The organism is Nonomuraea recticatena (assembly GCF_039533245.1).
GTDB lineage: Bacteria > Actinomycetota > Actinomycetes > Streptosporangiales > Streptosporangiaceae > Nonomuraea > Nonomuraea roseola.
Genome location: NZ_BAAATE010000022.1, coordinates 96,458 through 123,345, shown reverse-complemented (window position 1 = coordinate 123,345; position 26,888 = coordinate 96,458). Strand labels below are relative to the sequence as shown.

At 70.3% G+C, this 26,888-nt stretch carries 27 protein-coding genes and 2 pseudogenes; 17 read left to right on the top strand and 12 right to left on the bottom strand.

The genetic code is table 11. From position 1 onward, the window contains the following. Window positions 1-143: 143 nt before the first annotated feature. From ABFX50_RS33630 to ABFX50_RS33620, 3 genes are read right to left on the bottom strand one after another with little or no spacing between them, the layout of a single operon-like run. Window positions 144-1,301: an alpha/beta hydrolase family protein gene (locus ABFX50_RS33630; protein ID WP_346152119.1), complete on the bottom strand. Its 1,158-nt coding sequence runs from the start codon at window positions 1,299-1,301 to the stop codon at window positions 144-146. A gap of 46 nt (window positions 1,302-1,347) precedes the next feature. Next, the gene (locus tag ABFX50_RS33625; protein WP_346152117.1) at window positions 1,348-2,154 is read right to left on the bottom strand and encodes a hypothetical protein; all 807 of its coding nucleotides are present in this window, start codon (window positions 2,152-2,154) and stop codon (window positions 1,348-1,350) included. After that, window positions 2,151-3,059: an ATP-binding cassette domain-containing protein gene (locus ABFX50_RS33620; RefSeq protein ID WP_346152115.1), complete on the bottom strand. Its 909-nt coding sequence runs from the start codon at window positions 3,057-3,059 to the stop codon at window positions 2,151-2,153. Before ABFX50_RS33620 ends, ABFX50_RS33625 begins: the two co-directional genes overlap by 4 nt. Window positions 3,060-3,193: 134 nt before the next feature. Between ABFX50_RS33620 and ABFX50_RS33615 the strand changes: the two genes are divergently transcribed. Both ABFX50_RS33615 and ABFX50_RS33610 read left to right on the top strand, forming a co-directional pair. Continuing rightward, on the top strand, window positions 3,194-4,366 hold the full coding sequence (locus ABFX50_RS33615; RefSeq protein ID WP_346152113.1) for a sensor histidine kinase: 1,173 nt from the start codon (window positions 3,194-3,196) through the stop codon (window positions 4,364-4,366). Then, window positions 4,363-5,019: a response regulator gene (locus ABFX50_RS33610; RefSeq protein WP_346152112.1), complete on the top strand. Its 657-nt coding sequence runs from the start codon at window positions 4,363-4,365 to the stop codon at window positions 5,017-5,019. The genes ABFX50_RS33615 and ABFX50_RS33610 overlap by 4 nt, the downstream gene beginning before the upstream one ends. Before the next feature lie 45 nt (window positions 5,020-5,064). Here the strand turns inward: ABFX50_RS33610 and ABFX50_RS33605 are convergent, their stop codons facing one another. Together ABFX50_RS33605 and ABFX50_RS33600 are read right to left on the bottom strand one after the other, a co-directional pair. Continuing rightward, on the bottom strand, window positions 5,065-5,721 hold the full coding sequence (locus ABFX50_RS33605) for a hypothetical protein (RefSeq protein ID WP_346152110.1): 657 nt from the start codon (window positions 5,719-5,721) through the stop codon (window positions 5,065-5,067). 51 nt (window positions 5,722-5,772) lie between these two features. Further along, a complete protein-coding gene (locus tag ABFX50_RS33600; RefSeq protein ID WP_346152108.1) occupies window positions 5,773-6,159 on the bottom strand; it encodes a hypothetical protein in 387 nt (128 codons plus the stop codon). Between the two features lie 1,813 nt (window positions 6,160-7,972). Here ABFX50_RS33600 and ABFX50_RS33595 point away from each other — a divergent pair. The 9 genes and pseudogenes from ABFX50_RS33595 to ABFX50_RS33560 all read left to right on the top strand — a co-directional run. Next, a complete protein-coding gene (locus ABFX50_RS33595; protein ID WP_346152107.1) occupies window positions 7,973-10,150 on the top strand; it encodes a winged helix-turn-helix domain-containing protein in 2,178 nt (725 codons plus the stop codon). Between the two features lie 22 nt (window positions 10,151-10,172). Next, entirely contained in the window at window positions 10,173-10,475 is a 303-nt protein-coding gene (locus ABFX50_RS33590) for a hypothetical protein (protein ID WP_346152105.1), read from the top strand. Between the two features lie 14 nt (window positions 10,476-10,489). Next, window positions 10,490-11,155 carry a hypothetical protein gene (locus ABFX50_RS33585; protein ID WP_346152103.1) on the top strand — a complete coding sequence of 222 codons (666 nt, stop codon included), beginning with the start codon at window positions 10,490-10,492 and terminating at the stop codon, window positions 11,153-11,155. Window positions 11,156-11,235: 80 nt separating this feature from the next. Then, window positions 11,236-12,159, top strand: a complete 924-nt coding sequence (locus ABFX50_RS33580; protein WP_346152101.1) for a methyltransferase — start codon at window positions 11,236-11,238, stop codon at window positions 12,157-12,159. Window positions 12,160-12,222: 63 nt separating this feature from the next. Continuing rightward, window positions 12,223-13,764 carry a nitrilase-related carbon-nitrogen hydrolase gene (locus tag ABFX50_RS33575; protein ID WP_346152099.1) on the top strand — a complete coding sequence of 514 codons (1,542 nt, stop codon included), beginning with the start codon at window positions 12,223-12,225 and terminating at the stop codon, window positions 13,762-13,764. Between the two features lie 40 nt (window positions 13,765-13,804). Further along, the gene (locus ABFX50_RS51470; protein ID WP_379506178.1) at window positions 13,805-14,113 is read left to right on the top strand and encodes an excalibur calcium-binding domain-containing protein; all 309 of its coding nucleotides are present in this window, start codon (window positions 13,805-13,807) and stop codon (window positions 14,111-14,113) included. Continuing rightward, window positions 14,110-14,361 (top strand): hypothetical protein, encoded by a 252-nt coding sequence (locus ABFX50_RS33570; RefSeq protein WP_346152098.1) that lies wholly within the window; start codon window positions 14,110-14,112, stop codon window positions 14,359-14,361. The genes ABFX50_RS51470 and ABFX50_RS33570 overlap by 4 nt, the downstream gene beginning before the upstream one ends. Window positions 14,362-14,974: 613 nt before the next feature. Continuing rightward, window positions 14,975-17,074, top strand: coding sequence for an NAD-dependent DNA ligase LigA (ligA, locus tag ABFX50_RS33565; protein ID WP_346152096.1), 2,100 nt, complete (start codon window positions 14,975-14,977; stop codon window positions 17,072-17,074). A 32-nt stretch (window positions 17,075-17,106) separates the two neighbouring features. Continuing rightward, a pseudogene (locus ABFX50_RS33560) lies at window positions 17,107-17,208 on the top strand (IS481 family transposase); the annotation flags it as partial. A gap of 241 nt (window positions 17,209-17,449) precedes the next feature. Here ABFX50_RS33560 and ABFX50_RS33555 read toward each other — a convergent pair. Beyond that, window positions 17,450-17,860 carry a VOC family protein gene (locus ABFX50_RS33555; protein WP_346152196.1) on the bottom strand — a complete coding sequence of 137 codons (411 nt, stop codon included), beginning with the start codon at window positions 17,858-17,860 and terminating at the stop codon, window positions 17,450-17,452. 47 nt (window positions 17,861-17,907) lie between these two features. On the opposite strand from ABFX50_RS33555, the gene ABFX50_RS33550 reads away from it, so the two are divergent. After that, on the top strand, window positions 17,908-18,501 hold the full coding sequence (locus tag ABFX50_RS33550; RefSeq protein ID WP_346152094.1) for a TetR/AcrR family transcriptional regulator: 594 nt from the start codon (window positions 17,908-17,910) through the stop codon (window positions 18,499-18,501). 78 nt (window positions 18,502-18,579) lie between these two features. Here ABFX50_RS33550 and ABFX50_RS33545 read toward each other — a convergent pair whose 3' ends face one another. The 3 genes from ABFX50_RS33545 to ABFX50_RS33535 all read right to left on the bottom strand — a co-directional run bounded on the left by ABFX50_RS33545 (window position 18,580) and on the right by ABFX50_RS33535 (window position 21,137). Further along, window positions 18,580-19,518, bottom strand: coding sequence for an RNA polymerase sigma-70 factor (locus ABFX50_RS33545; RefSeq protein WP_428834715.1), 939 nt, complete (start codon window positions 19,516-19,518; stop codon window positions 18,580-18,582). Window positions 19,519-19,716: 198 nt separating this feature from the next. Next, entirely contained in the window at window positions 19,717-20,589 is an 873-nt protein-coding gene (locus ABFX50_RS33540) for a hypothetical protein (protein WP_346152092.1), read from the bottom strand. Then, window positions 20,586-21,137 carry an RNA polymerase sigma factor gene (locus tag ABFX50_RS33535; protein WP_346152091.1) on the bottom strand — a complete coding sequence of 184 codons (552 nt, stop codon included), beginning with the start codon at window positions 21,135-21,137 and terminating at the stop codon, window positions 20,586-20,588. The genes ABFX50_RS33540 and ABFX50_RS33535 overlap by 4 nt, the downstream gene beginning before the upstream one ends. Window positions 21,138-21,580: 443 nt before the next feature. Here ABFX50_RS33535 and ABFX50_RS33530 point away from each other — a divergent pair, with 443 nt between their 5' ends. From ABFX50_RS33530 to ABFX50_RS33515, 4 genes are read left to right on the top strand one after another with little or no spacing between them, the layout of a single operon-like run. Next, window positions 21,581-22,123, top strand: coding sequence for an RNA polymerase sigma factor (locus ABFX50_RS33530; RefSeq protein ID WP_346152089.1), 543 nt, complete (start codon window positions 21,581-21,583; stop codon window positions 22,121-22,123). Next, window positions 22,120-22,563, top strand: coding sequence for a hypothetical protein (locus ABFX50_RS33525; RefSeq protein WP_346152087.1), 444 nt, complete (start codon window positions 22,120-22,122; stop codon window positions 22,561-22,563). Before ABFX50_RS33530 ends, ABFX50_RS33525 begins: the two co-directional genes overlap by 4 nt. Window positions 22,564-22,599: 36 nt before the next feature. Further along, a complete protein-coding gene (locus tag ABFX50_RS33520) occupies window positions 22,600-23,511 on the top strand; it encodes a haloalkane dehalogenase (protein ID WP_346152085.1) in 912 nt (303 codons plus the stop codon). Beyond that, window positions 23,508-24,086, top strand: a complete 579-nt coding sequence (locus ABFX50_RS33515; protein WP_346152083.1) for a peroxiredoxin-like family protein — start codon at window positions 23,508-23,510, stop codon at window positions 24,084-24,086. The genes ABFX50_RS33520 and ABFX50_RS33515 overlap by 4 nt, the downstream gene beginning before the upstream one ends. Before the next feature lie 34 nt (window positions 24,087-24,120). Here the strand turns inward: ABFX50_RS33515 and ABFX50_RS33510 are convergent, their stop codons facing one another. Further along, on the bottom strand, window positions 24,121-25,239 hold the full coding sequence (locus ABFX50_RS33510; RefSeq protein WP_346152082.1) for an epoxide hydrolase family protein: 1,119 nt from the start codon (window positions 25,237-25,239) through the stop codon (window positions 24,121-24,123). 86 nt (window positions 25,240-25,325) lie between these two features. Between ABFX50_RS33510 and ABFX50_RS33505 the strand changes: the two genes are divergently transcribed. Continuing rightward, entirely contained in the window at window positions 25,326-25,514 is a 189-nt protein-coding gene (locus tag ABFX50_RS33505; protein WP_346152206.1) for a hypothetical protein, read from the top strand. A 59-nt stretch (window positions 25,515-25,573) separates the two neighbouring features. Here the strand turns inward: ABFX50_RS33505 and ABFX50_RS33500 are convergent, their stop codons facing one another. Together ABFX50_RS33500 and ABFX50_RS33495 are read right to left on the bottom strand one after the other, a co-directional pair. Beyond that, window positions 25,574-26,077 carry an MFS transporter gene (locus ABFX50_RS33500; protein WP_346152204.1) on the bottom strand — a complete coding sequence of 168 codons (504 nt, stop codon included), beginning with the start codon at window positions 26,075-26,077 and terminating at the stop codon, window positions 25,574-25,576. A gap of 61 nt (window positions 26,078-26,138) precedes the next feature. After that, window positions 26,139-26,873: pseudogene (locus ABFX50_RS33495) on the bottom strand (MFS transporter); the annotation flags it as partial. Window positions 26,874-26,888: the final 15 nt, after the last annotated feature.

The window sequence follows — 26,888 nt, the reverse complement described above, 5'->3', positions numbered from 1 at the left end:
GATCACAGCCAGATCAGTCGTGCCGCGGACCGGCGACCGACTCGACTCGGCGGGTCCTTTCGGCCGAACCCGCGACCCGTGCCCAGACGCGCCCTGGACCTTGGTAGGGCTGGTGCCCTCCAGCGCATCGAGCTCGGCCCAGGTCAGGGGGTGTGGAAGGCGACCTCGGGGTTGGCCGGCGACGGAGCGGTGAGCAACGGCTGCTTCCTGCCCTTCAGGTGCAGGTCGAAGAAGGCGCCGACGTAGGCTCGCGTGATCTCCAGGGAGCGTTGCGGGGAGAGGGCGTCAGGGCCGGACAGGCCGGCCTCCTTCTGCAGGATCGACAGGTCGGTGAAGCTCGTGTGATCGGTACGGGCGACGGTGAGCCAGCGCTTCCAGCCGCCCATGTTCGGCCAGCTGCCGTCCCAGGTGTGGTCCTTGCCGGGGATGTGGTCGGCCTGGCTGCCCAGCAGGAGGAAGGCGCGATCGCCCAGGCTGTCGGCGGGAACCGTGGGGTGGAAGGTGCCGTCCAGATTGGCCCCTGCCCGTATGCGTTCGTCGGCGGCCATGGTGGCGGCCGCGGCGTCGCCGCCGAGGGAGTGCCCGGCCATGCCGATCCGCTTCGGGTTGATCATGAGAGCGTTCTTCCAGGCCGGACGGCGGTCGGTCAGTTCGTCGACAACGAAGGAGATGTCCTTGGTCCGGCTCTTGGTGATGGCCGCGAGCCCGCCCTCGGGCGGTTTGGGCTTGTCGCAGACGGGCGCGCAGGTGAGGGTGCGTCCGTCGGGGAAGGTCGTGCCGGACGACTCGTAGGCGTGGTCGACCAGCGCGACGACGTATCCGCGGCTGGCCAGGTCCTCACCGAGGAAGGTGAGGCTGGCGCGTGGCAGACCCAGGCCGGGCGAGAGCACCACGAGCGGGAAGCGGCCCTTCTTCGGGCGGGCGCCGGTGTGTGCGTGGGTGCGGGTGGCGGCCACCGTCTCGGGCGAGAGGGTGGCGCCCGGAACCTTCCTCCGCAGCAGCGACGTGGCCTCCTCGAGGGTCAGATAGGGAGAGGAAACGCCGGTGGCGGACTGGGCGGGGTAGTACATCGACACCATCAACTGCCGCGGGCCCGCCTCCGGCACCCAGGGGTCCTTGCGCTCCTTGTCGACGAGGTGCAGCGTGTCGCGTCCGACCGGGTACTGACCGGTCGGGCGGGGGAGTTCCAGACGGACGTCCTCGGCGTGAGCGGAGACGGCGGTCATGACGCAGGCCGTCACCGCCAGGAGGGCGGACGCCGCGAGTCGCGGCAGGAGTGCGCGACCGGTTGCTCCATGCATGTTCATCGGTTCCTCTCGCTGTTCGTGAAGGGGGGCAGGGGTGCGTTCACACGTCGCGGTGGCGCACCGCGATCAGGGCCAGGACCACCGCGGCGAGCGGCCACAGCGCGAAGACGAGCCATGAGCCCGCGATCGTGGGCAGGGCCGGCTCGGTGCGGGGATGCACAAGGGACAGGCAGGTACGCCAGACGTAGAAGGGGAACAGGGCGTACAGGTCGTTGGCCCACTGGTGCACGGTCGGTTTGAAGAAGGTCGGCAGGATGACCAGGACGGCGCAGACCGTGACGACGGTGGCCGCGGTGTGCCGCAACAGCGCGCCGATGCCCATGCCGACCAGCGCCGACACGGGGGCGAGCAGCGCGTTCGCGGTCAGGACGCGCAGCACACCGGGGTCGCCGATCGAGGCGCCGGCCCCACGGCCGGACAGGATGGCCTGGCTCACGCCGTACGTGGCGAGGGCGAGGATCGTGCCGGTGGCGAGCATGACGCCCGTCGCGACGGCGGCCTTGGCCGCCACCACCCGCGGGCGCGCGGGGGTCGCGATGAACGTGGTGCGGATCAGCCCACTGGCGTACTCGCCCGCGAGGGTCAGGGCGCCCACACTGCCCGCACCGATCATCACCAGGACCGCGCTGAGACCGCTGAAGGCCTCCGTCATCGGGTCGAACCTGGCCTTCTCCCTCGGGGTGAAGGTGGGCCAGGCGCTGTAGGTGTCGATGCTCGCCTGTACGGCAAGCGCGATCACGGCCAGCGCGCCGAGCCCGAGCACCCAGCAGGCCGAGCGCAGCGACCACAACTTGATCCACTCCGCGGCCAGCAGATCACGGAACCCGGGACGGGAGCCGCCGGTCACCGGCGGTCACCGGCGAGGTAGTCGGTACGGCCGGCGGTCAGCTCCATGAACGCCGCTTCCAGCGACGCCGTGGGCGGTGCCAGTTCGTGCAGCACGATCCGGCTCTGATGGGCGAGTTCGCCGATGCGAGCCGCGCTCAGCCCGGTGACCGTCAAAGCCGCGCCCTCCGGCCGCACGACGGCGCCCTCGCAGGTCAGCACGGCGGTGAGTTCGGCGGGGGCGGGCGTGCGGACGGCGACGCCTGCGCGGGTGCCGCGCGCCGCGAACTCGGCGAGGGACTGGTCGGCGATCAGCCGGCCGCGGCCGATGACGACGAGGCGGTCGGCGGTGTTCTCCATCTCGCTCATCAGGTGGCTGGAGACCAGGACCGTGCGCCCTTCGGCGGCCAGGCCCCTGAACAGGCCGCGCACCCACCGCACGCCTTCGGGGTCGAGCCCGTTGACCGGCTCGTCGAACAGCAGCACGGGTGGATCGCCCAGCAGAGCGGTGGCGATGCCGAGTCGCTGCCGCATGCCGAGGGAGAACCCGCCGACCCTGCGGTGCGCCACCCCCTCCAGCCCCACCTCCTGCAACACCTCGGCCACCCTGCGGCGGGGCAGACCGTTGCCGCGGGCCAGCGCCGACAGATGCGCGGCGGCGCTGCGGCCCGGGTGCACGTCGCCCGCGTCCAGCAGCGCGCCGACGTGGCGCAGCCCTGCCCTGTGCCGCCCGAACGGCCGGCCGTCGATGGTGGCGCTCCCGCTGGTCGGCCGGTTCAGACCGAGGATCATGCGCATCGTGGTGCTCTTGCCCGCGCCGTTGGGGCCGAGAAAACCGGTGACGTGCCCGGGACGCACCGTGAACGTCAGGTCGTTCACCGCCGTCGCGGCGCCGTAGCGCTTGGTCAGTCCGTTCACTTCGATCACCGGGCCAACGCTGCCGCAGGCCGTCCCCCTGGGGCATCTGGCCGTGGGCGGTATTCGGCGGCACGGGGGTGGCCTGCGGGCATACGCCGCCAGGCCGATGCCCCGGCCGGCGGGGGGTGGCTACGATCGAGCGCGTGCACCACGAACCGCCTCGGCCCCCTCTGCTGCAACGCCTGCCGCCTGGCACCTCGGCGGTGCTGACAGCGTGTGCCGTGGTGATCTTCGCGGTGACGCAGTACGTCATGCTGCTGGACGAGGACGAGGACGTTCATCCGGAGGGCATGGCCCTCGCCGGTGTGGCCGTGGCCATGGCGCTGCCTCTCGGGTGGGCGCGGCGCCGGCCGGCGCCGGTGCTGGTGGTGATGCTGGGCGAGGTGGCCGCCGCCCTGGCGGCGGGGGCTTCGGCCGAGCAGATCTGGCCGGTGTTCCTGGCGGCCGACATCCTGGTCGGGCTCATCGCGGTCACGCGGACACACCGGGCAGGCGTCACCGCGGCCGGCGTGACGCTGGCCGTCCAGGAAGCAGCCTGGCACCTGGACCTGTGGCGCAACGGCTACCGTGCTCTCGCCCCGGGCTTTCTCGCGCTGACGATCCTGCTCGCCGCGTTCGTCGTGCTCGCCTGGCTGGCCGGGGCCGCCATCCGCCAGCGGCGCGAGTACGGCCAGGCCCTGCGGGCGCACGCCGCCGCCCAGGCGGTGACGGCGGAGCGGTTGCGCATCTCCAGGGAGCTGCACGACATGGTCGCCCACAGCATCGGCGTCATCGCCATCCAGGCCGGCGCGGGCAGAAGGGTGATCGACGCACACCCGGCGCAGGCGCGCGACGTGCTGGACGCCATCGAGACCACCAGCAGGGAGACCCTGAAAGGGCTGCGGAGCATGGTAGGCGTGCTGCGCAGGAGCGAAGCGCCCGACCCGCGGGTGGGGCTGGCGAGCCTCGACCGGCTCATGGCCACGACCACCGCCGCGGGTGTCCACGTGGACCTGCGCTGGCAGGGGGAGCGCCGTCCGCTGCCCGCCCCCGTCGACCAGTCCGCCTTCCGCATCGTCCAGGAGGCGGTGACCAACGTGGTCAGGCACGCAGACACGCCGCACTGCCACGTGTCGATCGACTACGGGGGCGAGGAACTGCGCATCGAGGTCATCGACGACGGGCGCGGCACCACCACCGCCGAGGGGAACGGATTCGGCATTCCGGGGATGCGAGAACGGGTCGCGCTGCTGAACGGCCACTTCATGGCCGGGCCACGGCCCGAGGGCGGCTTCCGGGTCGCCGCACGCCTGCCGATTCCGGCAGGAGCGCCATGACGATCCGTGTCGTACTCGCGGACGACCAGCCCCTCGTGCGCGCCGGACTGCGCATGGTCGTCGCAGGCACGCAGGACGTCGACGTCGTCGGGGAAGCTGGAACCGGGGCCCAGGCCGTACAGCTGGCCAGACAGCTGAGCCCCGACGTGGTGCTCATGGACATCCGCATGCCGGGCATCGACGGCATCGAGGCCACCCAGATGATCACCACGGACCCGCCCGCGGCCAGGGTTCTCATCCTGACCACCTTCGACGACGACGACAACGTCCACGCCGCCCTGCGTGCCGGGGCGAGCGGATTCCTGGTCAAGGACATGGCGCTGGAGGACATCCTGTCCGCCGTCCGGGTGGTCGCCGGGGGAGACGCTCTGATCGCGCCCGCCGTCACCCGCCGTCTCATCGAGGAGTTCGCCGCCAGGCCCGGCCCCGCGTCCGAGCCGCGCGAGCTGGCGGGCGTCACAGGGAGGGAGCGCGAGGTGCTGATCCAGGTGGCGCGCGGCCTGTCCAACGCCGAGATCGCGGCCCAGCTGCACATCAGCCCCGGCACCGCCAAGGCGCACGTGGCGAGCCTGCTGCAGAAGCTCGATGCCCGCGACCGGGTACAGCTGGTCATCATCGCCTACGACGCCGGCCTGGCCTACCCGTCCCGCTGACCGACCGCGCGGACGCCGGATCCGGCGGCGCGGCATCGGTGGTAGTCAGGCCATCTTGGCGAGCAGGGTACGGACCACCTGTGACAGGACCTTGTCCCTGAACGCCTCCGAGCTCGCGGCGGAGTAGGCATCGGCCCCTGCGAGCTCCGCGCTGGTGTGACCCCAGGTCTCGAAGTGGCCCGTGTGACAGGAGACGCGCATCTGCGAGCCCGCCGTGGGCTTGGAGGAGTAGCACTCCTTCGCCCCCCACTCCTTGCCCAGTTCGACGACACCGCCGATCTTGTCGTCCTGCGCCTTGCCCTGGCGGTACGCCTTGGCGGCCAGGGCGGGATCGGCGATGGCGTTGACCATGATGCTGATGGCGGAGTTGGGCGCGTCGTAGTCGTCAGGGAGCTTGAAGCCGAGGTCACATCCCGCCTTCGCGATGTGCTCGGTGCCCCCGCCCTTCCCTGTCAGGAAGTCGGGTATATCCGTCAGGTTGAGTCCGCGCGGCTTCCTGCTCACCTCCTCCGCCTGCGGGAGGATGGCCTTGAGCTCCCCGTCGGTCAGCAGGCGGCAGGCGTCGGGCCACCGGTCGCCCTGAAGGTAGCGACCGGGCTCGGTTCGAAGGCCGAGCGCGCCCCCGGTAGGCCGGGCCGAGCCGGCCTCCACCGGCGGCACCGAGCAGGCCGCTCCGGCCAGGGTCAGACAGGTCACCGTCACGGCCAACCGCGTCACACGCAGGCCGGGTGCGTCCCGGAGCGGAGCCGGGGATCAACGGCGGTACCGGTAGTGGGGGATCGCCTTGACGGTGGCGTACGTCCTGAAGTCGGCGTCGCCGTTCTCGTAGTCCCACCACGCCTCTTTCAGCCGCGAATCGACCACGTTGCACGTGCTGCTGCGGGAATGGCCACGCTTGATGGGGCCGAGGTAGACCGTCCCCTTGCCCACGTAGCGTCCGTTGACCCTGAGGCGACAGGTTCCGCCCACCCAGGCGATGTCGTACCGGCTGGTGTTCGTCACCTTGATGCGGATCTCGCAGGCCGTCTTGCACCACCCGAAGCTGAGCTTCAGCCGCGGAGCGGCCGCGGCGGCGGCGGGAGGTGCGGTAAGTGAGCCGACCAGTAGAAAAGAGCTTAAGAATGCGAAGAATCGTTTCACGTCTACTCCCGGTAGAACGGATTCGGATGATCGGACACAGGCCTTACCGCGGTGGCGACGGCCCGCGACGGCGGCTCGGGGGGTGAGCGCCTACTCCGTGTCGGTAACATACACGACGTATGTCACACGGTCTGCAGGCTCCCTGTCAAGAGCCGCCTCGGGGGCCGGATGCTTCGGCTTCTGGATCCACTTCAGTCATCCTCGCGGTCCCCGCTCGGTGGGGTCATCCGCCAGTGGCGGGGCATACAGCGACGATCGGCGCCTGTCCTCTTGCTGTGAGGCGCTCGCGGTACGGCTGTCGCACCTCGACTCGCGTCGTCGTGTGTTACGACACGCTGATGCGCCGATCTTCCTGCGCTCGCCAGGGCGTCGGCGGGCTTCGCCGAGTGCGTGGCCGAGATCCGGCTCCTCAGCACCGGCCCCGCGATACGGAAGGGGCCCGACGGCAGGAAAGCGCCCGCCCCGTGGGCTGACGCCTCGTCGAGAGCGCCGATCGCGCTGGACGAGCAGGAGATCGAGCCGGTGTGCCTCGAACGGCCAGCCCCACCGGGCCCGCTCGACGAGCAGCTGCTGGATCGGCTCGCCCTCGCCGTCACCACGGTCGTCAAGAGGTACGGCCCTGGGGCGAACGTGAGATCAGCGCGGACAGCGATGAGGCGGGCGCTGCGACTCCTGGGCTCCACCACCGATCTTCCGGTACGCGTCATCGCTGCGCCTGATCTGCCGGCCGCGTCTGGCGAAGACGCTGCCGCTGTCCGAGGACGCCATGCGGGCGCCGGCCAGCCTGGGGCCGGCGGCTCAGGAGACGTTGGACGCCTACCGCACCTGCGGCTCCCAGCGCCGGGGCGCATCGTGACGGAGGCGTTCGTTCTACTGAGCGGATCTGCTGCTGGAAGCAAGAGAACGGAACTGCTTCCAGCAGCAGAATTCTGATCGTCAATCGACGTGCGGCCCAGTTCGGCCATGCCACTGCGCCTGGGTCGCTTGACCGTCCGTTACTGCCGTCTCGGACGTTCGGCGACTGGCTGGTCCGAGACCTACAGCGGCCGTCCCTCACTGCCGTAGTAGTCGAGGTCGGTGCCCCCGTGTGGCTGGAAGCACTCGGCGTGCGCGTCGTCGTGGTCGTACTCGTCGGTGAACGACATGCTTCGTCTTCGTCCTTCTGAATCTCGTCTCGTTGCCATGGGTCAAGCAATGATGTTGATTTGCAGCTTGCGAGAACTTCGCAGCGGCCGCTTCAAATTGCCCTATCGTTCCGGCAGGAAACCTGTGGAGTTGTGATATGTCTCATGTACTGCGCAGCGCCGAAAGTGGGTATGACCAGCAGAATTGCTTCACACGCAGATCCGCGCCCACGACGCCGGGGCCAGCCGTACCCCGCCAGGCGGGGCGGTCATGCCCGAGTTCGGTGACCGGACGGAGGCGGTCGTCGGCGTAGCCGGTCACCTTCATGCGTCGCCTTCAGGATGGCCGCACGATGGCTGTGACACCGACCTGGAAGGCCGGGCCGAGGCCGGGCGTCAATCGTTCTGCGTCCCCGAAGAAGGCTGAGGACGGCTGGCGTCCACGAGGCGGCCGACCGGTCAGCCGGTCATGCGGTCGGCTGAAGTCGACGCCCATGCAGTCCTATTCCTGGGCCGGGACGGGGCCGGAGTGGAGACGTACGATGGTGGCACCGGCGACGACGCGGTTGTGTGAGACGGGTGGATGAGTCCGGGTGACAGATCCAGCGCACGACCGGCCCGTACTGACAAGCAAGCTGAACCCGCCCTGGACGCGCCCCACAGCGGTGTCACGACGGCGGCTGTTGGGCATGCTCGACGACGCTCACACGCCCGTGACCGTGGTCATCGGGCCGGCTGGCTGGGGCAAGACGACACTGCTGGCCCAGTGGGCCGGCGGTGACGCGGAGCGGCGGCCGGTCTCATGGGTCACGCTGGACGAGACCGACAACGACCCGGTGCGATTCTGGACCTACGTCATCACGGCGCTTCAGCGCGTCCGACCGGGTGTCGGGGCGGAGGCCATGGCCGCGCTTCGCGTTCCCGGTCTCGAGCCACTCGATGTCGCCGTCCCCAGCCTCATCAACGATCTGACGGCCCACAACGGCCAGCACGAGGGCGTGCTCGTGCTCGACGACTACCACCTCATCACCGACCGCAGGATCCACGAGGCGGCCGAGTTCCTGCTGTCCTATCTGTCGGCGGCGATCCGCGTCCTGATCGCCGCGCGTTTCGACCCGCCATTGCCGCTGGCACGCCTGCGCGCACGCGGACAGCTCACCGAGATCCGCGCGGCGGATCTCGCGTTCGCGCCGGAGGAGGCGATTGGCCTGGTGGCCGATGTGGGCGGGGTCGCACTCGGCGCCGGCCAGGTTGCGGGGCTCGTCTATCGCACTGAGGGCTGGGCCGCCGGGTTGCATCTCGCGGCCCTGGCCCTGCGTGGCGCGGCCGATCCTGTACGCCGTGCGGAGGCCATCCGGGGCGATGACCGGCACGTCGTCGACTATCTCGCCGCCGAGGTACTCGCGCGCTTACCCGCAGACCAGCGCCACTTTCTGATCCGTAGCTCTGCGCTCGATCGCATGAGCGGTCCGCTGTGCGACGCCGCGCTCGACTGCGACGGCTCAGCGGAGCGACTGGACGCGCTGGAGCGGGCCGGTTTGTTCGTCGTGCCACTTGACGAGCAGCGGGAGTGGTACCGCTACCACCGGCTCTTTCGCGACGCGTTGCGCCAGGAACTGGGCCGCGTGACGCCTGCCGTCACACCCGGGATTCTGCGGCGGGCGGCGGCGTGGTGGCATGCTTCCGGCGATGTGGAAGCCGCAGTCCGCTACCTGATCGCCGCCGGGGACCAACGCGAGGCGGCCGACCTGCTGATCGCAGCTGACGATGAGTTCCTCGACGGCGGAGCCGCCGCTACCTATCTCCAGTTGGCCGAAAGTCTCGACGAGGCACTGGTTCGCGCCGATCCGCGCCTGGCGATCGCGATGGCCGCCGCAGCCGGCTTCAGTAGCAGGCCGGATCAGGTCGACCGACTCTTGGATGCCGCGGAGGCTGGGCTGGTCGGCGACGACCGGCCGCCGCGCGGGTGGACCAGCGCCCGCGCGGCCATCGGCACGCTGCGGGCGACGTTCGGGCCGGCCGCGAAGCTGGCCGCCGCCGTCGAGGAAGCCCGGCGCGCTGTCGAGTTGGAGCACGATCCCACCCGCGACGGCTACGTGATCTCACGGCTGACCCTGGGCGTCGTCCTGGCCGGGCTCGATCAGCAGGCCGAGGCGCGGGCGTTGCTCAGCGCGGCTCGGCAGGGCGCCGAGACGCTCGGCGCGCCGGTGTTCACCCGACTGATCGCTGCCGGAGCGCTCGCGATGTGCCTGCTCGACGAGGGCCGTGTCGACGACGCCGGGTCGGTCGTCGCCGAGTCGGCGTCCAACGCCGCCGGTCTCGAGGCGGCGCTGGGCGAGGCGGCCGGCGGCGCGCTCGCGCTGCTGCGGGCGGCAGAGGGCAGGCTCACCTACGAGGCGGGCCGGCCGGACCTGGCGCGGACGACGCTGGAGCGGGCAGCGCGGCTGGCACGGGCGGCGGCGCATCCCTCGCAGACGGCGCGTGTCCTGGTCACGCTGGCCGACGCGCTGCTGGCGACCGGTGACCGGGCGGCCGCGCGCGCTGTGCTGGCCGAGGCGGTTGAGATCGCCGGCACGGACACCGTCTTCCCTGGAACGCTACGGCGGATCTCCGCGGCAGAACAGCGCATGGGCCGCGGCGCGGCGCGTGCCGCCCGGGGCGATGGGCGGCTGTTCGAGGAGCTGACCGATCGCGAGCTGTCGATGCTCCGCGCGTTGCAAGGCCCGTTGTCACAGCGCGAGATCGGGCAGGAACTGTACCTGTCGCTGAACACAGTCAAGGGCTATACCAGGAGTCTGTACCGCAAGCTGGACGTGGCGTCGCGGTCCGATGCCGTACGGCGGGGGCGGGAGCTCGGGCTGATCTGACGCGCCGAACGGGGTGGACGGCGTGGTCCCCACCCTGGGTGGAATCCGGGGGCGGGTGGAGACGCCTCGCACCGGCGCGACGGATGCTCTGGTCATGAATCACCACTGCCGCATTGAGGTCGACGGACCGCTGCCAGCAGGTCTGCGCGAGGAGATGTCCCGGCGGTTCGGGCTGGTCCAGGTGCGCCAGGACGGGCGCAGGACCGTGCTCAGCGATCTGACATTGGACCAGGCCGGTCTGCGTGCGCTGCTCGACCTGTTGTGGGACGCCGGCGCACGGGTGCGCGCCGTCACGACCACCGAGGCCGGCGCCGGCCAGGACTGATACCGAACCCATTCATGAAGGGGAAGTCCTCTATGCGTGCGAAATCCGTCACGTTGGTCGTCTGGGGCACACCCGGCTCGGCGAGCAGCTACTACAACCGCAGCAAGTGCGCCTCCTTCGTGACCACCGAGCTGAAGAAGGCGTCGCCCACCATCACCGGCCAGTACCTGGAGGACGACTTCGGCTCTCAAAGCCCGACGTCGGCGCAATATCACGACACCTTCGTCAGCGGTGCCTCGCGCTTCATCACCAGTTCCAACCCCGCTCTGGACCAGGTAACCGAGATCCGTGCCGGGACGATCATCGCGATCAAGTACAACGACGTCGGCTCTGGATCCGGTGATCCCACCGGCCACATGATGATCGCGGCAGGGACCCCGGTGTCCTACAACCGCGACGCCAACGACTCCACCATCGAGTGGGCGGTCCCCGTGATCGACAGTACACAGAAGCCGCACGGGGTTGCGTCGTCCTTGTCGGGCTCGCTCTACCACGACTTCCCGGACACCCGATCCGTCGGCACGACCGAGTACGACGGCGTGGGGCGTGGGTGGATCTTCATCCGTACCGACGCGGCGAACCACCCTCAAGGACACTGGTGGGGGGTGAACGAGCACGTGGTGGACGGATTCCACAGCGTGGCGGACCGGCCGATCGCCTTCGGCAGAGTCAATTCTTGATCATTCCGTAGGCTCGCGGCTCCGGATCTGCGCGGAGCATCCGGAGCGGCGCCGCGGGACCACACCGACATGGAGATGTCATGACCTTGTCTATAGACGCACCGAGCTGGGCGGAGGCCCGGGCCACGAGCGAAGAGGCGCCGCATGTCCTGGCGGACACCGACTTCCCGACGTTGACGCCCGGCATGATGAAGGCCATCGAGGAGGAGGAGTTACTCCAGGAGTGGGAAGGGCTCCTGGACCTCCAGACCCAGGTCCTGGGCGAGGGTGAAGTCGCCTGGCTCCGGAGCAGGGAATTCGGCACAGGCTGCGGGGTCCTCGAGGTCGGCAGCGCCGCGGGCGGTTACGGCGGCTACCTTGCCCGCAACTTTCCCGGCACCCCTATCTTCGGGGTGGAGGCGAACCCGCATCTCGCCAGAAGGTTTCGCAGAAACGAGGCGTCACCCCCGAACTACAGCATCAACGTGTCCAAGATCGGCGAGGATCCGATCCCGGAGACGGCGCGTGGTCGGTTCGACAGGTGCATCCTGCGCTTCGTGTTGCAGCACGTCTCCGATCCCGCACGCGTCCTGAGAGCCGTCCATGACGCGCTTCCGGTGGGCGGCCGGATCTATGTGATCGAGGAGGACCTGTCCTTCCTGACCACGCGGCCAGCCTGGAAACCGTTCCAGACGACGAGGGATGTCTGGCTGAAAGTCACGGCGGACGGCGGCACCGACGCCATGATCGGCAGCAAGCTGCCCCGGCTCGCCACGGACGCGGGGTTCACAGTCGATGATCTCAACATCGTGCTGCGGAACAACGTGGAGATGGGCGCCGCGTTCGGTGACTACCTGACGAGTGTCATCAGGCTGTTCCAGAAGAACAACCCAGATCTGGTCACCGAGGCCGAGGTCAGAACGGTCGTCGACGGGTTCGAAGCTTCGCGCGATGACCACGCCGACCATTTCGTCGCCACATATCCGCAGTTCCTGATGACGGCGACAAAGGCCGGCGATCGCTGAACTGCACAGTTTCCGGCCGCCACCCTGGTGGGCGCCGAACCCTCACCATCAGGAGGACCGTTCATGGCCACGACCGACGTCACCCGTCAACCGCGGACCGACTCCCATCCTTCGCCCGGCCACGGTCGTACGTCCTGGCTGTGGCTGGCGCTGGGCGCCGGCCTGCTACCTTTCACCACCTTCCAATCGGTGATCCCAGCCGCCGCGTGGCTCGCGCCGATCTTGCTACTGCGGTTTGCCCGGACCCAGCGCGCCCTCGTCGCGCTGCCGGTGCTCGCGCTGGTGGGCTACGGCGCGACGCTCGTCGCGATGCGCGGTTTATGGACTCCGCCCGCGCTGTACCTGTGGGCGCTGCCCGGCCTGGCGATCGTCCTGCCGTACGCCGCCGACCTGCTTGCCGCCCGACGGCTGCGTGGTCCCTTGCACACGCTGGTGTTCCCGGCGGTGGAGACGGCGACCGCGTTTCTGCTCAGCCTGGATCAGGGCAGCGCGTTCGCTAGCTGGGGGACACCGGGCTACACGCAGGTCACGAACCTGTCCCTGGCCCAGGTGGTCTCGATCACCGGCGTCTGGGGCCTGAGCTTCCTGATCCTGTGGACCGCGCCGGTCGTCAATCACCTGTGGGAGCGGCGCCCCGCCCGTCCGCTCGCGATGCCATACTGCGTCGTACTGCTTGCGGTTCTGGTGTACGGCGGGACGCGGCTGGCGTTGTTCCCGACATCCCCGACGCTCCCGGCATCCTCGGCCACCGTGCCGATGGCGGGCCTCGCCCCCGACCGCGAGCTCGACAAGGCTCGCGAAGCGGCGGCCGTCCGCTCCGGCCCGCGCACCGAGCCGGAGCGGAACCGGCTTTTCCGCCTGCATCTCACGCCGGTGCTCGACGACCTGTTCACACGGACCCGGCAAGCGGCCCGCGCGGGCGCGAAGATCGTCGCGTGGTCGGAAGCGGCGGGCTACGTCTTCAAAGAGGAGGAGGCCGCCTTCCTGCAACGCGCCACTGCGGTCGCGCGCGAGGAGGGTATCTACCTCGCGGTCGGCGTGATCGTCATCCTGCCGACGGCCGGCGATCCGACGAATGAGAATCGGACGATCCTCATCGACCCGTCTGGAGACGTCCGCTGGGATTACGCCAAGGCGACCCGCGTCCCCGGCGACGGCAACGCCCTCGGTCCCGGCGTCCTACCGATCGTGGACACGCCGTACGGCCGCCTGTCCACGGTCATCTGCTTCGACGCGGACTTCCCATGGCTCGTCCGGCAGGCGGGCCGCGCGAATGTCGACGTGCTGCTGGTGCCGTCGAGCGACTGGGGGCCGATCGGCCCCGTGCACGCCGACATGGCCGTCATACGTGCGATCGAGAACGGTGTGTCGATCCTGCGTCCAACCAGGAGGGGCATTTCGATTGCCATAGATTCGCAGGGACGGACGCTCGCGATGGCCGACTACTTCGTAGGCGACGACCAGACGATGACGGTGTCGATGCCCACGGCGGGCACACCGACTCCGTACGCCGTGGCCGGTGATGCCGCCGGATGGGCCTCCATCGCCGGGCTCGTCATACTCGGCGGCGTAGCCCTGCTTCCCCGCCGCCGGAAGACCCGGTGAACGGCATGTACGTACCAAGAGTGCCCGTCGGCGAGGGTAGATGCCGTGGTCAGCTGTCGGCGCCAAGGCCGAGACGATCGTATCCAGGCGGCGACCCGAGACGGGCCAGCGCCGTGCCCGGGGTGCGGTGCCACGGCTCTTCGAGCATGGCGACGTCGGTCGACAGATCGCCGCCTGGTGCGGCTCAACTGCAGCCTGTTCGACACCCAGAAGGAAGCTCAGAAGGTCCTGGACCGCCGACAAGACCGACCCGCATGATCTCGATCGAGACGGGGACGGCATCGCCTGTGAAGCCCCGGACCACATCAGCTTCTCCGAGGTAGTCGACGGGAAGGGGTCGCTATCGTGATCGTCTTCGTCGTCGGCAGGATGCCGCAGGATCAGGTCGGCGAGGAAGTCCGCCAGCTGGACGGCTGTGGCCTGCCGCATGGTGGTGCCGGTGGCGGACTGGAACTCCTCGTGCAGGCCGCTGGTGACGCTGCGCCAGGTGGCCAGGATCTGGTTGGGCAGCGTCTCGGGGTCCTGCGGCGGGGGCGGTTCGTCCGGGACCGCGCCGCCCGGGTCGGTCGTGGCGCCGAGGGTAGCGGCGAGCGCTGAGCCGAGCGTGTTGAGCAGCGTGCGCAGTTCGGGAGTCAGATGTCCGGCTTCCTGCGCGCTCCGCCAGATCTGCCACACCTTCCCCGGGGTAGCGGCGGCCGTCGCCTGCGCCAGGTAGTCGGGGACGGTCTGGTCTTGGGTGGGCTTGCCCGCGGTGATCTGCGGGGCGTTACGGCGGGCGAGGGTCGATCGCTCGGGCACCGTGCCGGTCCTTACCTGCCGCGGGGAGATGCCTTACACGCGCAGGCGGGGATGGGGAAGGTGGCGGGCTTGCCGTCGACCAGGGTACGGCCTTCGACGACCGTCAGGTAGGCGTCGATGTAGTCACCGGCCTGCTCGATCAGCGCGGCCCGGTCGGGCAGGTCCTCGGCGGCGTTCCAACCCTTGCTTCAGACCGATCGAAGGGTGAACCGTTTTCCCGCATGAGCCGACGGGCAGGTACAGGTGATTTCGACCCGGTACCGGTAGCGCCTGCATGTGGCATCCCCACCATGGACGTGGAACCGGCACGTCGAGAAGCGGTAGGTTCGCTGCTCCGTGCCGGGACGGCCGCCTGCGGGGGCGGCCTTCCCGGCCTCCATGGATTGTCGGTGCCGACCGGCATGATGAACGCATGAGCGACGCACCCCCCATGATCACCTTGGCTGATCCCGCCTCCTACGCCGAGGCCGTGCGCGAGGCGGTCGGAGCCTCCGCCGCCTACTACGCCGACGGCACCTCCGCGCTCGACGACGACGCCTACGACCGGCTGGTGCGCGGCATCGAGGCCTACGAGCAGGCCCATCCCGACGAGGTGCTGCCCGACTCCCCGACGGGCAAGGTGGCCGGTGGCGCGGTGGTGGGCGACGTGCCGCACACGGTGCCGATGCTCTCGCTCGACAACGTCTTCAAGCCCGAGCAGCTGGCCGGTTGGGTGACCTCGCTGGAGCGCAGGCTCGGGCGGCAGGTCGCCGCGTGGAGTGTGGAGCCCAAGCTCGACGGGCTCGCGGTCTCCGCGCGCTACCGGGGCGGGCGGCTCGTCCAGTTGGTCACCAGGGGAGACGGCACCGCCGGTGAGGACGTCTCGCACGCCATCGGCACCGTCGTCGGCCTGCCGGAGCGGCTGGCCGAACCGGTCACGGTGGAGCTGCGCGGCGAGGTGATGATGACGGCCGAGCAGTTCACGCAGGCGTGCGACAAGCGCCGCGCGCACGACGGCACGACGTTCGCCAACCCGCGCAGCGCGGCGGCGGGCACCCTGCGCGCCCAGGATCGGGCCTACACCTGTGAGCTCACCTTCTTCGCCTACGGCGCGCTGCCGCTGCCGCCGCAGGACGACTCCGAGTTGGCCGCGCGGCTGCGGGAGCTGCCGCACAGCCAGATCATGGAGTGGGTCGCGGGGCAGGGCGTGCGCACCACAGCCGTCACGGCTGTGGCGGGCGTCGTCGCCGCCGACCTCGCGGGGGTGCAGGAGCGGATCGAGCAGATCGCCGCACTCAGGGCCGAGCTGCCCTTCGGCATCGACGGCATCGTCGTCAAGTGCGACCTGGCCGGCGACCAGGCACAGGCCGGGTTCGGCACGCGCGCGCCGAGGTGGGCGGTCGCCTACAAGCTGCCCGCCACCGAGAAGATCACCAAGTTGCTCGCGGTGGAGTGGAACACCGGCCGCACCGGCGTCATCGCCCCGAGGGCCGTCCTCGAACCGGTGGAGCTCGACGGCAGCACGGTCACGTACGCGACGTTGCACAACGTCGCCGACATCACCCGCCGAGGGCTCATGCTCGGCGACAGCGTCGTCGTCTACAAGGCGGGCGACGTGATCCCGCGTGTGGAGGCGCCTGTTGTGCACCTGCGCACCGGCGACGAACGGCCGATCGAGTTCCCCCAGGTGTGTCCCTCGTGCGGTGACGGCATCGACACCTCGCAGGAGCGGTGGAGGTGCGTGCGCGGCAGGGCGTGCAGGGCGAGCGCCTCCATCACCTACGCGGTCGGGCGCGACCAGCTCGACATCGAGGGCCTCGCCGACAGCCGCATCCTTCAACTGCTGGACGCCGGGCTCATCGCCGACTTCGCCGACCTGTTCTTCCTCACCCGCGAGCAACTGCTGCCCCTCGATCGCATGGGCGAGGTCAGCAGCGACAACCTGCTCGCCGCCATCGAGCAGGCCAAGACCAGGCCGCTGAGCCGGGTGTTCTGCGCGCTGGGCGTGCGCGGCACCGGCCGGTCGATGAGCCGCAGGATCGCCCGTCACTTCGCCACGATGGAGGCGATCAGGGCGGCCGACGCCGAGGCGATCCAGGGGGTGGAGGGCATCGGCCCCGAGAAGGCGCCCGTGGTGATGGCGGAGCTGGCCGCGCTCGGGCCCCTCATCGACAAGCTGGTCAAGGCGGGGGTGACGATGACCGAGCCAGGAGCCGTGCCCCCCGTCCTCGCAGGCCAGGGCCCCGATCCCGTGGGCCACGCACTCTCGGACGACGTGCCCGCGCTGCCACTGGCCGGTATGTCGGTGGTCGTCACAGGGGCGATGAGCGGACCGCTGGAGGCGCTGTCGCGCAACGAGGTGAACGAGCTGGTCGAGCGCGCGGGAGGCAAGGCGTCCTCGAGCGTGTCGGCGAAGACGTCGCTGCTGGTGGCGGGGGAGAAGGCCGGATCCAAGCGCACCAAGGCCGAAGCGCTGGGCGTACGGATCGTCACGCCTGAGGAGTTCGCCGACCTCGTCGCGGCGTTCAGATAGGCCGCCCACCAATCGAAAGCCGTCAAGCCCTCCCGCCGTGGCTCCACACCTACGGTCACCACCGCGGCCACACCGCATTGAACGGCCAAGCACCCGCCGGCCGCGTACTCAACCTCCCAGGACAGAACAGCTAGCGCGACCGGGCAGAACGGGTCGGCGAGGACGGGCCGGCGCCCGCGCGTCACGGTGATCAACGCGGGACCCGCGCCCGTCGTAGGGGATGGACGAGCCGTTGCGCCCCTCAACCGCGCCTCTCAACGCCAGCTCGGCCGGGCCGGCGATCGAAGCGATCCTGGATCCGACGATCGTCCGGCCCGCTCCCGTTCGCCCAGGGCTGCGGGCGGGCCGCCCCCGGATGTGGGGGCGGCCTGGAAGTCATGGGGTGACGTACTGGGTGGCGTACTCGCCCTGCGGCGGGATCGGGGTGATGACGTCGATCAGGATGCCGTTGGGGTCGGCCACGATGAAGTGGCGCTGCCCGAAGTCCTCGCTGCGCAGCTCGAGCTCGGCGGACAGTCCTTCGCGCACGACCAGCCGCTCCCACTCGGCGTCGACGTCCTCCACCTCGAAGTTGAGCAGCAGCCCCTGTGCGGCCCTGCCCCGATACCGCTCGGGGATGGTGGGGTGGCTCGGGTCCAGGAGGGCCAGCTCGTACGGCCCGCGGCGAAGGCTCACGTACCAGTCGGCCTCGAAGGTCGTCTCGAAGCCCATCAGGCGGGTGTAGAAGTCGTGCGACTCCTTGAGGCTGGTCGTGCAGATGACCGGATAGAAGCTGGTCAGCGTCATAGCGAGTCCTTTCACATACCGACGGTATGTCAGCATACCATCGGTATGTGAACGGGACGGCGAGAACGCGGCAGCGCGAGGAGACCAGGCGGACGCTCGTGCGCGAGAGCAGGCGGCTGTTCGCCGCGCGCGGCTACGGAGCCGTCGGGCTGTCGGAGATCGTCCGCGCCGCGGGCGTCACCAAGGGCGCGCTCTATCACCACTTCGACAGCAAGGCCGAGCTGTTTCGCGCGGTGGTCGAGCAGGTGCAGCAGGAGGTCGGCCGGCGGGTGGCCGAAGGAGCCGACGCCATGGACGATCCGTGGGACCAGCTCGTCGCCGGCTGCGAGGCCTTCCTCGCCGCGGGCGCCGACCCCGAGGTGCAGCAGATCATGCTCATCGACGGCCCCGCCGTACTGGGTTGGAACGAGTGGCGGGCGATGGATGAGGCCGCGTCGGCCAGCCACCTGGCCGACGCGCTGGCGGCGCTGGTCGAGGCGGGGGTCATCGCCGGCCAGCCGCTCGCGCCGCTGACCCATCTGCTCTCGGGGGCGATGAACGAGGCGGCGCTGTGGCTGGCCTCCTCGACGGGCCCGAACGATCTGGCCGACACCCAGGCCGCCCTCGTGCGGATGCTGGAGTCGCTGCGCGTGCGTTCGTGACCGGCGCGCCAAAGCGCCAACGGAATGCCCGCCTGACGCGCGTTGTCCTCATCCAGCGGTGTCCGTCAGCTGTCCGGTTCAGCGGTGCAGGGTGGTCGGCTGCTCGAGCCGTGACAGCTTTTCGGGGTTGCGCACGGCGTACAGGCCGGTGATGAGGCCGTCGTCGATGCGTACCGCCAGGACGGTGTCGACCTCGCCGTCGAGCCGGAGGATCAGTGCCGGGTAGCCGTTGACCTGTGCAGGCTGCAGCGATGCCGCGGTGATCCTGCTCAGCCGCCCGGTGGCCAGCACGTGAGCCACTTGGTCGGCGCCGACGACGGGCGTCAGCGCGGCCTGGACGACCCCACCGCCGTCGCCCAGCAGGACGACGTCGGGTGCGAGCTTGTCGAGCAGGCTCTGCAGATCGCCGGTTTCGACCGCCCGTTGGAACGCCCTGAGCGCATCGTGCGCTTCGGCCAGGGGGACGACCCCGCGCGGGCGGCGCGCGGCGACGTGCGTCCGGGCCCGGTGGGCGATCTGGCGGACCGCGACGGGGGTCTTGCCGACCGCTTCGGCGATCTCGTCGTAGCCGAGGTCGAACACCTCGCGCAGCACGAACACCGCCCGCTCGACCGGCGCGAGCGTCTCCAGCACCAGCAGCATCGCCATCGAGACGCTGTCGGCCAGCACCACGTCATGGGCCACGTCCGGCGCGGTCAGCAGCGGCTCGGGCAGCCAGGGGCCGATGTAGGACTCCTTGCGGCGGCGGAGCGTACGCATCCGGCCCAGCGCCTGACGCGTGGTGATCCGGACCAGGTAGGCGCGCCGATCCCGCACGTGGTCCAGATCCACGTCCGCCCACCGCAGCCACGTCTCTTGCAGGACGTCCTCCGCGTCGGCGGCCGAGCCGAGCATCTCGTAGGCGACGGTGAACAACAGGTTGCGGTGGGCCACGAACGCCTCGGTGGCTGAGTCCACGCGGCCACGGTCGGCGGGCGGCTCGGGTGTGTCCATGACCGGTTCGCTGCGCTCGCTCATCGTGGGTTTCTGCCTTTCGGTGTTGATCGTGCCACACGCACAAGACACCGGTCCCCGCCCTCTTGTGACAACCAGAGCGTGTGATGCATGTCACCGGCGCGGACCGGGAGCAGGCCCGGTCCCTGAGGGAGGCGCACCGAAGCCCGCAACAGATGAGCACCCGTTCGGCCCGCTGACGAGTGCTCACCTGTTCTCACTTCAGAATCCGGGCGGCGGAGTCGCGCCTGCGCCTGGCTCGATGTGCAGGACGATCACGCCGTCGTTGTAGGTTTCCGCTGTCGCCACCTTCCAGCTTTGGTCGATGCGGGAAGCGGGCACGCCCTGCTCGTAGCGAACGCCGTGGCCCCCGTCCCGAAGTGGCCAGTCGAGCTCGTAGGCCACCCTGAGGTCGCGCTCGCGCACGACTTGTACCGCCTCGGCCACCGATCGTCCCTGCAGCTTCACTCCGGCCAGGGCCTCACCTGGCCAGCTCGCATCGGCAGGATAGGCATACCTCTCGCCCGGCTTCGCCGGGCGGCCCAGCTGGAACTGCGCGGACCCCTTGATGTCGGCGGTCACGCGGAAGGCCGTCAGGCACCCTTCGACCCGCTCGCCGCAGTCGGACAGGGTGGACGACATGCGTGCGTCGGGATCAGTCTTGTCGAACCCGACGACGGGCGCGCGCTGCTGCGGCGAGACGGGGATCAGCTTGACCGTGACGTCGTCCAGCCCGACCTTCCTGAAGGCCTTCTCCAGCTCGGCGGGATCGGGATCGCCCTCGGTGATGTAGAAGACGTACCAGTCGCCGTCGCGGTCGATTGTCACGGCCTGGCTGGCGTACACCTGCCCCGACTCCTTGAAGAGGGAGGGCGCAACAACAAAGCTCCCCGTCAGGACGGCCACAGCGGCCAGGCCCAGCAGTGCGCGGCGGGGTGACGGCGTGAGCCGCCGCCGGGCAGGCTCCCGCTCCTGCTCCCGCTCCTGCAGCACGATCTCGGCCAGCAGCGCGTCCGCCCCCGCGGTGGACGCCCGGCCGGCCAGGTGCTCGTCCAGCACCCTGGCCCGGCTCTTGAAGATCTGGTCGTTGTTCACCGTGACTCCTTCTCGACGAGCGGCCGCGCTTCGAGGCGGGGCATCGATGGGCGGGTCTTCTCCAGCGCCTTGGCGAAGCGCTTGCGGGCGCGGTACAGGCGGACGCGGGCGGCGTTGCGTGAGCAGCCCAGCACCGCGGCGATCTCTCCGGGGTCGAGTTCCTCCCAGACGGACAGGGCCAGCAGCTCGCGATCATCGTCGGAGAGCAGGTTCATGGCCTCGTCCACTTCGTCAGCCCCGGTCTGAGGAGAGGGCATGGCGTAGAGGACCTCGGCCTCGGCCGTGAGTTCGGCGTGTTGAGTGGCTCTGCGCCGCTCGCCACGACGGTGGTTGGCCAGGACCCGCCGGGCCACGCCATACAGCCAGAGCCTGCCGGCCTCGCCACGCGGAAGCTCCCCTATCCGCCGCCACGCGATCACGTAGGTCTCGGCCACGACATCGGCGGCGTCTTCGGGAGAGGAACACCGCCGAATGGCGTAACCGAGGATCTGTTCATACGTGTGCCGGTACATGGCCTCGAACCGGTGCCGGCTGTCTGTTTCATCCATGCGTCATCCTCATCGGACCTTCCGAACGCTTTCGGGTTTCGTTTTCTACGTGTCCGCGAGCGACGGCAGAATTTCAGGCCGGGGCAGAGAGTCGAAGGGATCCCGAAGGCCTCCGGCACCGGGGGCGCCTCGGTAACGCTGTGTGTCACTGTGGGGCGTGGCCGCCGTCGGCCTCCCCGTAGTCCCGGAGCCATAGCCCGGGAGCACCGTCATTCTCGATCGGAGTGCTCAACCACCATGCCGAGGCTCGACATCGTGGTTGAAGGTGGACGATGGACGGCCGCCTCCTGCAGCGCGTCGAAGCGGGAGGCACCTGCCACGGTCCGAACAACGTGACGAACCCGCCGTTCCAGCCGTGAGCTGAGCCGGCCTCACCCTCGCGTCCTGTCCACCTCGTGAACCCGCGGGGCTGTAATCCCGACTGTTGTGGGTGAGGAGGCAGTGTGACTGACGAACTGCTGGTGGTGCGGTGCCAGCTCGGAGAGCGCGAGGCGCTCGCCGAGCTGGTGCGCGCATGGCACGACCCGGTGTGGACCTACGTGCGGCGCATGCTCGACCACGGCGACGCCGACGACGTGGCCCAGGAGGTGTGGCTGGCCGTGGTGCGCGGCCTTCCCAGGCTCCGGGAGCCCGGAAGGTTCGCGCCGTGGCTGTTCACGATCGCGCGCCGCGCGGTGACCAACAGGCTGCGCGAGGAGTACGGCAGGCAGGAGACGACCACGGCGTCCGGCCAGGTCACCGAGCACGCGGACGAGCAGGTGGTCGAGGACGGGGCCGAGGTGATGGCGGACAGGGCCGCGCTGGTCGCGGGGCTGTCGGGGCTGCCCTTGGTCGAGAGGGAGATCCTCGTGCTGTTCTACCTGGAGGACCTGTCGATCGAGGACTGCGCGCAGATCTGCGCCATCCCGGTCGGAACGGTGAAGTCGCGCCTGTCACGTGCCAGGCGCCTGCTGAGAGAACAACTGGGTGAGAGGGGAACGCGATGATGGACGCCGACGACATGATCAGAAGGCTGTCCGGGCCGGTGTCGCTGCGCAGGCGCATGGCGTACGTGGTGGCGCTGGTCATGGGGCTGGGCGGGGCGCTGGCCATCGGGTTGTTGTGGGCCACGGAGGAGCGGCTGCCGTCGGTCTTCGGGGGCTTCGCCGTCCTGTGCCTGGCCTGGGCCTGCTACGGCGGCTGGGCGCTGACCCGCAGGACGCCGCTGTTCGCGCTCGACAGGGTCATCGGCGGCTGGATCGCCGTGGCCGCGACCTGGCCGCTGACCCTGCTCACCGTCGCGCTGGCGGTGGACAGGCAGGGCTGGGCGGGCTGGGCGGGCGCGGCGGTGAACGTGGTGCTCGCGCTGGTGGCGGCCGTCGTGCTGGTCAGGGCCAGGTCGGCGCGGGCGGCCCTGCTGCGCCGCAAGCGCGAGCTCGGCGGCTGATGTCACACTCCCGGCGTCCACCCGCTCTCAGGAGGCATGAACATCCTTCGCACACCGGACGACCGGTTCGAGAACCTGCCCGACTTCCCTTTCGAGCCGCACTACGTCGAACTCGGCGACGGCATCAGAGTCCACTACCTCGACGAGCGCCCGGAGCGGCCCTCGGGCGAGACGGTGCTGCTGCTGCACGGCGAGCCGACGTGGAGCTACCTGTACCGGCACGTCATCCCGCCGCTGGTCGCGGCGGGGCACCGGTGCCTGGCACCCGACCTGGTCGGGTTCGGTCGCTCGGACAAGCCCGCCGACCGCTTCGCCTACACCTACCAGAGCCATGTCGACTGGCTGCGGGAGACCGTCTTCGACCGGCTCGACCTGCGTGACGTGACGATGGTCTGCCACGACTGGGGCGGCCTGCTTGGCCTGCGCCTGCTGGCCGAGCACCCTGACAGGTTCCGCCGCGTCGTGGCGACCAACACCGTCCTGCACGCCGGCGACCAGGGCGACATGGGGCCCTTCTACGCCCAGTGGCTGCAGCACAGCCAGCGCATGCGGCCGTTCAGCGCTGGGCAGGTCGTCGCGACCGGCACCGTCACCGACCTCGACCCCGCGGTGGTCGCGGCCTACGACGCGCCCTTCCCCGAGGAGGACCACGTGCAGGGCGCCCGCCGCTTCCCGCTGCTGATCCCCATCACCCCCGCCGACGAGGCGGCCCCTGCCAACCGCAAGGCGTGGGAGGTGCTGGAAAGCCTCGACACCCCGTTCCTGTGCGCCTTCAGCGACAGAGACTTCGTGCTCGGCCAGGCGCACACGGCCTTCAGGGAGCGCATTCCCGGCGCGAAGGGCCTGCCGCACACCACGATCGTCGGCGGCGGTCACTTCGTCCAGGAGGACCAGGGGCCGCGGCTGGCGCAGATCGTCGACGACTTCATCAGGTCGGCGGCCCGATGAGGACCGTCGAGGCCCGCGAGCTGAGCACCATCACGGGCGAGCGCGTGCGACTGCCCGCCCCCGACGGGCTGACGCACCTGCAGTTCCGCCGCTACGCCGGCTGCCCGATCTGCAACATGCACCTGCGCACGATCGCCGCGCGGCACGAGGAGATCAGGGCCGCGGGCGTCCACGAGATCGTGGTCTTCCACTCCTGCGCCGAGGACATGCTGCCCCACCAGGGCCTGCTGCCCTTCGCCGCGATCGCCGACCCCGCCAGGCGGCTGTACGCCGAGTTCGGGGTGGAGACCTCCGCCGGAGCGGTGCTGCATCCGCGCGCCTGGACCACCCCGATGCGGCCAGGCGCGTGGCCGGTGGTCGCCCGCGGCCTGCTCCGCGGCGGCAGGCCGTACCCCACGGGCGGGGAGACGGTGCTCGGGCTGCCCGCCGACTTCCTCATCGACCCTGGCGGGCGGATCCTCTCTCACAGGTACGGCAGGCACGCCGGCGACCAGTGGGAGGTCGACGAGCTCCTCCTCCTCGCAGCGCGGGCCAGAACGCAGGGAGGGCCGGCTACGCGAACGCACCACGCCTGAGCGGCCGTCCGCTCCCGGACCCGCCCGCTGACGCTCAGGCGAGGGAGGTGAAGAAGGCGCGGACGTCGGCGACGTAGAGGTCCGGCTGCTCGAGCGCGGCGAAGGTGCCGCCGCGGTCGTGCTCGACCCAGCTCACCACGTTGTTGTCCCGTTCGGCGAACCTGCGGATCGGGCGCAGGATGTCCTTGGGGAACACCGAGACCGCCGTGGGCACCGTCGCGGGCTTGAGCTCCCACTCCACCGAGGTGTCCTGGTCGGTGTCCGGCGTCTCGACGAAGGAACGGGCCGCCGAGCCCGCGGTGTTGGTCAGCCAGTAGAGCATCACGTTCGTCAGCAGACGGTCGCGGGGGATCTCGGCCTCGCTCCATTCGTGGAAGACGCCGGTGAACCACGACAGCAGCGCGACGGGGGAGTCGGCCATGCCGTAGGCGAAGGTCTGCGGGCGGGCGGACTGGATGAGCTTGTAGCCGTACTGCTCGGTCATGTAGCGCTCACGGAAGGCCATCCGCTCCTGCTCGACCTCGGTGAGGCCGTCGAGCTCGCCCGGCAGGCCCATGGGGAAGCAGATGATGCCGTTGCCGTGCATGCCGACGACGCGTTCGGGGGCCAGCACGCCGATCTCCCTGGAGATCCAGGTGCCCCAGTCGCCGCCCTGCACGCCGAACCGGTCGTAGCCGAGCCTGGTCATCAGCTCAAGCCACGCTCTGGCGATGCGGGTGGAGCCCCAGCCGACCTCGCGGGTCTGGCCCGACAGGCCGTAGCCGGGCAGCGAGGGGATGACGAGCGTGAAGTCGGCCGACAGGGCCTCGATCACGTCCAGGTACTCCACGGGGGAGCTGGGCCAGCCGTGAGTGATCAGCAGCGGAAGCGCGTCGGGATTGGCCGAGCGGACGTGCAGGAAGTGGATGTTCTGCCCGTCGATCTCGGTGGTGAACTGCGGGTGGGCGTTGAGCTCGGACTCGGCCTCGCGCCAGGAGTAGCCGGTACGCCAGTGGTCGACGAGGTCGCGCAGGTGGGCCAGGGGCACGCCGTACTGCCAGCCGAGTCCGGGTACCTCGTCGGGCCAGCGGACCCTGTCGAGCCGCTCGCGCAGGTCGTCCAGGTCGGCCTGGGCCACGTCGAGACGGAAGGGCCGGATGTCGTTCTGTGGCAAGAGCTTCTCCTCAGTGTGTCTAGTACGCTGTACCGTACACCATACGGTTCAATGGACGCAAGGACGGATAACGGGAAATCTTCAGGATGGCGAAGGGGAGCGGCCCAGCGGCCGGCCCTGCCGGTGAGCCGATGGCCGCCTACCGGGCTCTACGCGAGGAGGGCGCGCCCGCCTCGCGAAGCTTCCTGATCGGCGTGTCCTCGAGCGCGGCGCTGCCGCTGTCCGGCCAGGTCGCCGAGGAGACGAGGCGCTTCGGAGCCGTACCTCGAAGGTGACGGGCGATCGGGGACGCCGGTGGATCGGGGGAGCCCGGGATCAGGAGGAGGGCGCCGGATCAGGGACGGGAAGGGGCGAGGTCCCCCTGCTGCGGCCCGCCGCCGCTCGTGGGCGGCTCGGACCGCTGCTCGGGCAGGTCGTGTCTGGTCCTGAGAGGGGAGAGGAAGACCGGCAGGAACGCCGTGGCCAGCACGCAGGCTCCCACCCACAAGGTGACACGCACCCCGGCCAGCTCGCCGATCAGGCCGGAGATGGCGGCGCCGGTCGCGAGCGCGCCGGTCAGCAGGGTGCGGAAGGTGGCGTTCATGCGGCCCAGCAGGGGGTCGGGCGTCATCCGCTGCCGCAGGCTGACGCCGAGCACGTTGTCCATGCCGGTCTTGAACATGGCCAGCAGGTACCCGGCCCCGGCGAGCCAGAGCCCGGCCCCGCGGTCGAGGAACGGCAGGAGCAGCCCGGCGGGGGCCAGGCAAAGGCCGGCCAGCGCCAGGGCGCGGCCATGGCCCAGCCACCGGCCCGCCCACCCTGCGCAGCGGGCGCCGAGGAGCAGGCCAGTCCCGCCCACCGCCCACCGCCCAGAACAGGCCGAGGGCGCCCGCGGGCAGGCCCAACTCGCGCACGAACAGCACGGGCAGCATGGTGTTGACGATCTGGGAGCCCAGATTGTTCAAGGACGCGGTGAGCGCCAGCGCCCGCAGCTCGCGGTCGCCGAACACATGCCGCACGCCCTGCGCGATCTGCGTGCGCAGCGGGAGGCGTCCTCCCGGCGAAGGCGGCGCGGGCAGTCGGGGCAGGGACATGAGCCGCAGGGCCGAGACGAGATAGCCGGCGGCGGCGCAGGCCGCGGCGACGGGCGCGCTGAGCGCCTGGACGAGGCCGCCGCCCGCGCCGCGCCCTGCCACGTTGCCGAGCGCGATGAGGGTCATGACGGCCGCGTTGGCAGGCACAAGCCGGTCACGGCCCACCACCTGCGGGAGCACGCTCTGGGATCCGATGTCGGCGAAGACGGTGGCGCAGCCGTGCAGCACGACGACCAGGTACAGCTGCTGCAGGGTGAGTGCGTCCAGCCACCACGCCAGCGGGACCGAGGCGTACAGCGCCGCGCGCGCCACGTCGGCGGTGATCAGCACCCGCCGGTGCCGTAGCCGGTCCACCCAGGCGCCGGCGGGCAGGCCGATGACCAGGAAGGCGACCGTGCTCAGCATGGCCAGCGCCCCGACCTGGCCGGGGCCGGCACCGAGCGCGGAGACCGCGATCAGCGGGACGGCGATGTAGCCGACGTTGGCGCCGAGCTGGCTGAGCGTGCTCGCGGTGAACAGGGTGCGAAAGCCGGCGATCCGCCAGGGGGAGCTGGAGTCCATGATCCGTTCGTCCGA

Excerpts from the sequence above, each read along its gene's own strand:
- ABFX50_RS33595 (WP_346152107.1), top strand. The coding sequence starts at position 7,973 with ATGCTCGACGACGCTCACACGCCCGTGACCGTGGTCATCGGGCCGGCT.
- ABFX50_RS33545 (WP_428834715.1), bottom strand. The coding sequence starts at position 19,518 with ATGAGCGAGCGCAGCGAACCGGTCATGGACACACCCGAGCCGCCCGCC.
- ABFX50_RS33535 (WP_346152091.1), bottom strand. The coding sequence starts at position 21,137 with ATGGATGAAACAGACAGCCGGCACCGGTTCGAGGCCATGTACCGGCAC.
- ligA (WP_346152096.1), top strand. The coding sequence starts at position 14,975 with ATGAGCGACGCACCCCCCATGATCACCTTGGCTGATCCCGCCTCCTAC.
- ABFX50_RS33610 (WP_346152112.1), top strand. The coding sequence starts at position 4,363 with ATGACGATCCGTGTCGTACTCGCGGACGACCAGCCCCTCGTGCGCGCC.
- ABFX50_RS51470 (WP_379506178.1), top strand. The coding sequence starts at position 13,805 with ATGCCGTGGTCAGCTGTCGGCGCCAAGGCCGAGACGATCGTATCCAGG.
- ABFX50_RS33585 (WP_346152103.1), top strand. The coding sequence starts at position 10,490 with ATGAAGGGGAAGTCCTCTATGCGTGCGAAATCCGTCACGTTGGTCGTC.
- ABFX50_RS33580 (WP_346152101.1), top strand. The coding sequence starts at position 11,236 with ATGACCTTGTCTATAGACGCACCGAGCTGGGCGGAGGCCCGGGCCACG.
- ABFX50_RS33575 (WP_346152099.1), top strand. The coding sequence starts at position 12,223 with ATGGCCACGACCGACGTCACCCGTCAACCGCGGACCGACTCCCATCCT.
- ABFX50_RS33555 (WP_346152196.1), bottom strand. The coding sequence starts at position 17,860 with ATGACGCTGACCAGCTTCTATCCGGTCATCTGCACGACCAGCCTCAAG.
- ABFX50_RS33525 (WP_346152087.1), top strand. The coding sequence starts at position 22,120 with ATGATGGACGCCGACGACATGATCAGAAGGCTGTCCGGGCCGGTGTCG.
- ABFX50_RS33630 (WP_346152119.1), bottom strand. The coding sequence starts at position 1,301 with ATGCATGGAGCAACCGGTCGCGCACTCCTGCCGCGACTCGCGGCGTCC.
- ABFX50_RS33520 (WP_346152085.1), top strand. The coding sequence starts at position 22,600 with ATGAACATCCTTCGCACACCGGACGACCGGTTCGAGAACCTGCCCGAC.
- ABFX50_RS33505 (WP_346152206.1), top strand. The coding sequence starts at position 25,326 with ATGGCGAAGGGGAGCGGCCCAGCGGCCGGCCCTGCCGGTGAGCCGATG.
- ABFX50_RS33515 (WP_346152083.1), top strand. The coding sequence starts at position 23,508 with ATGAGGACCGTCGAGGCCCGCGAGCTGAGCACCATCACGGGCGAGCGC.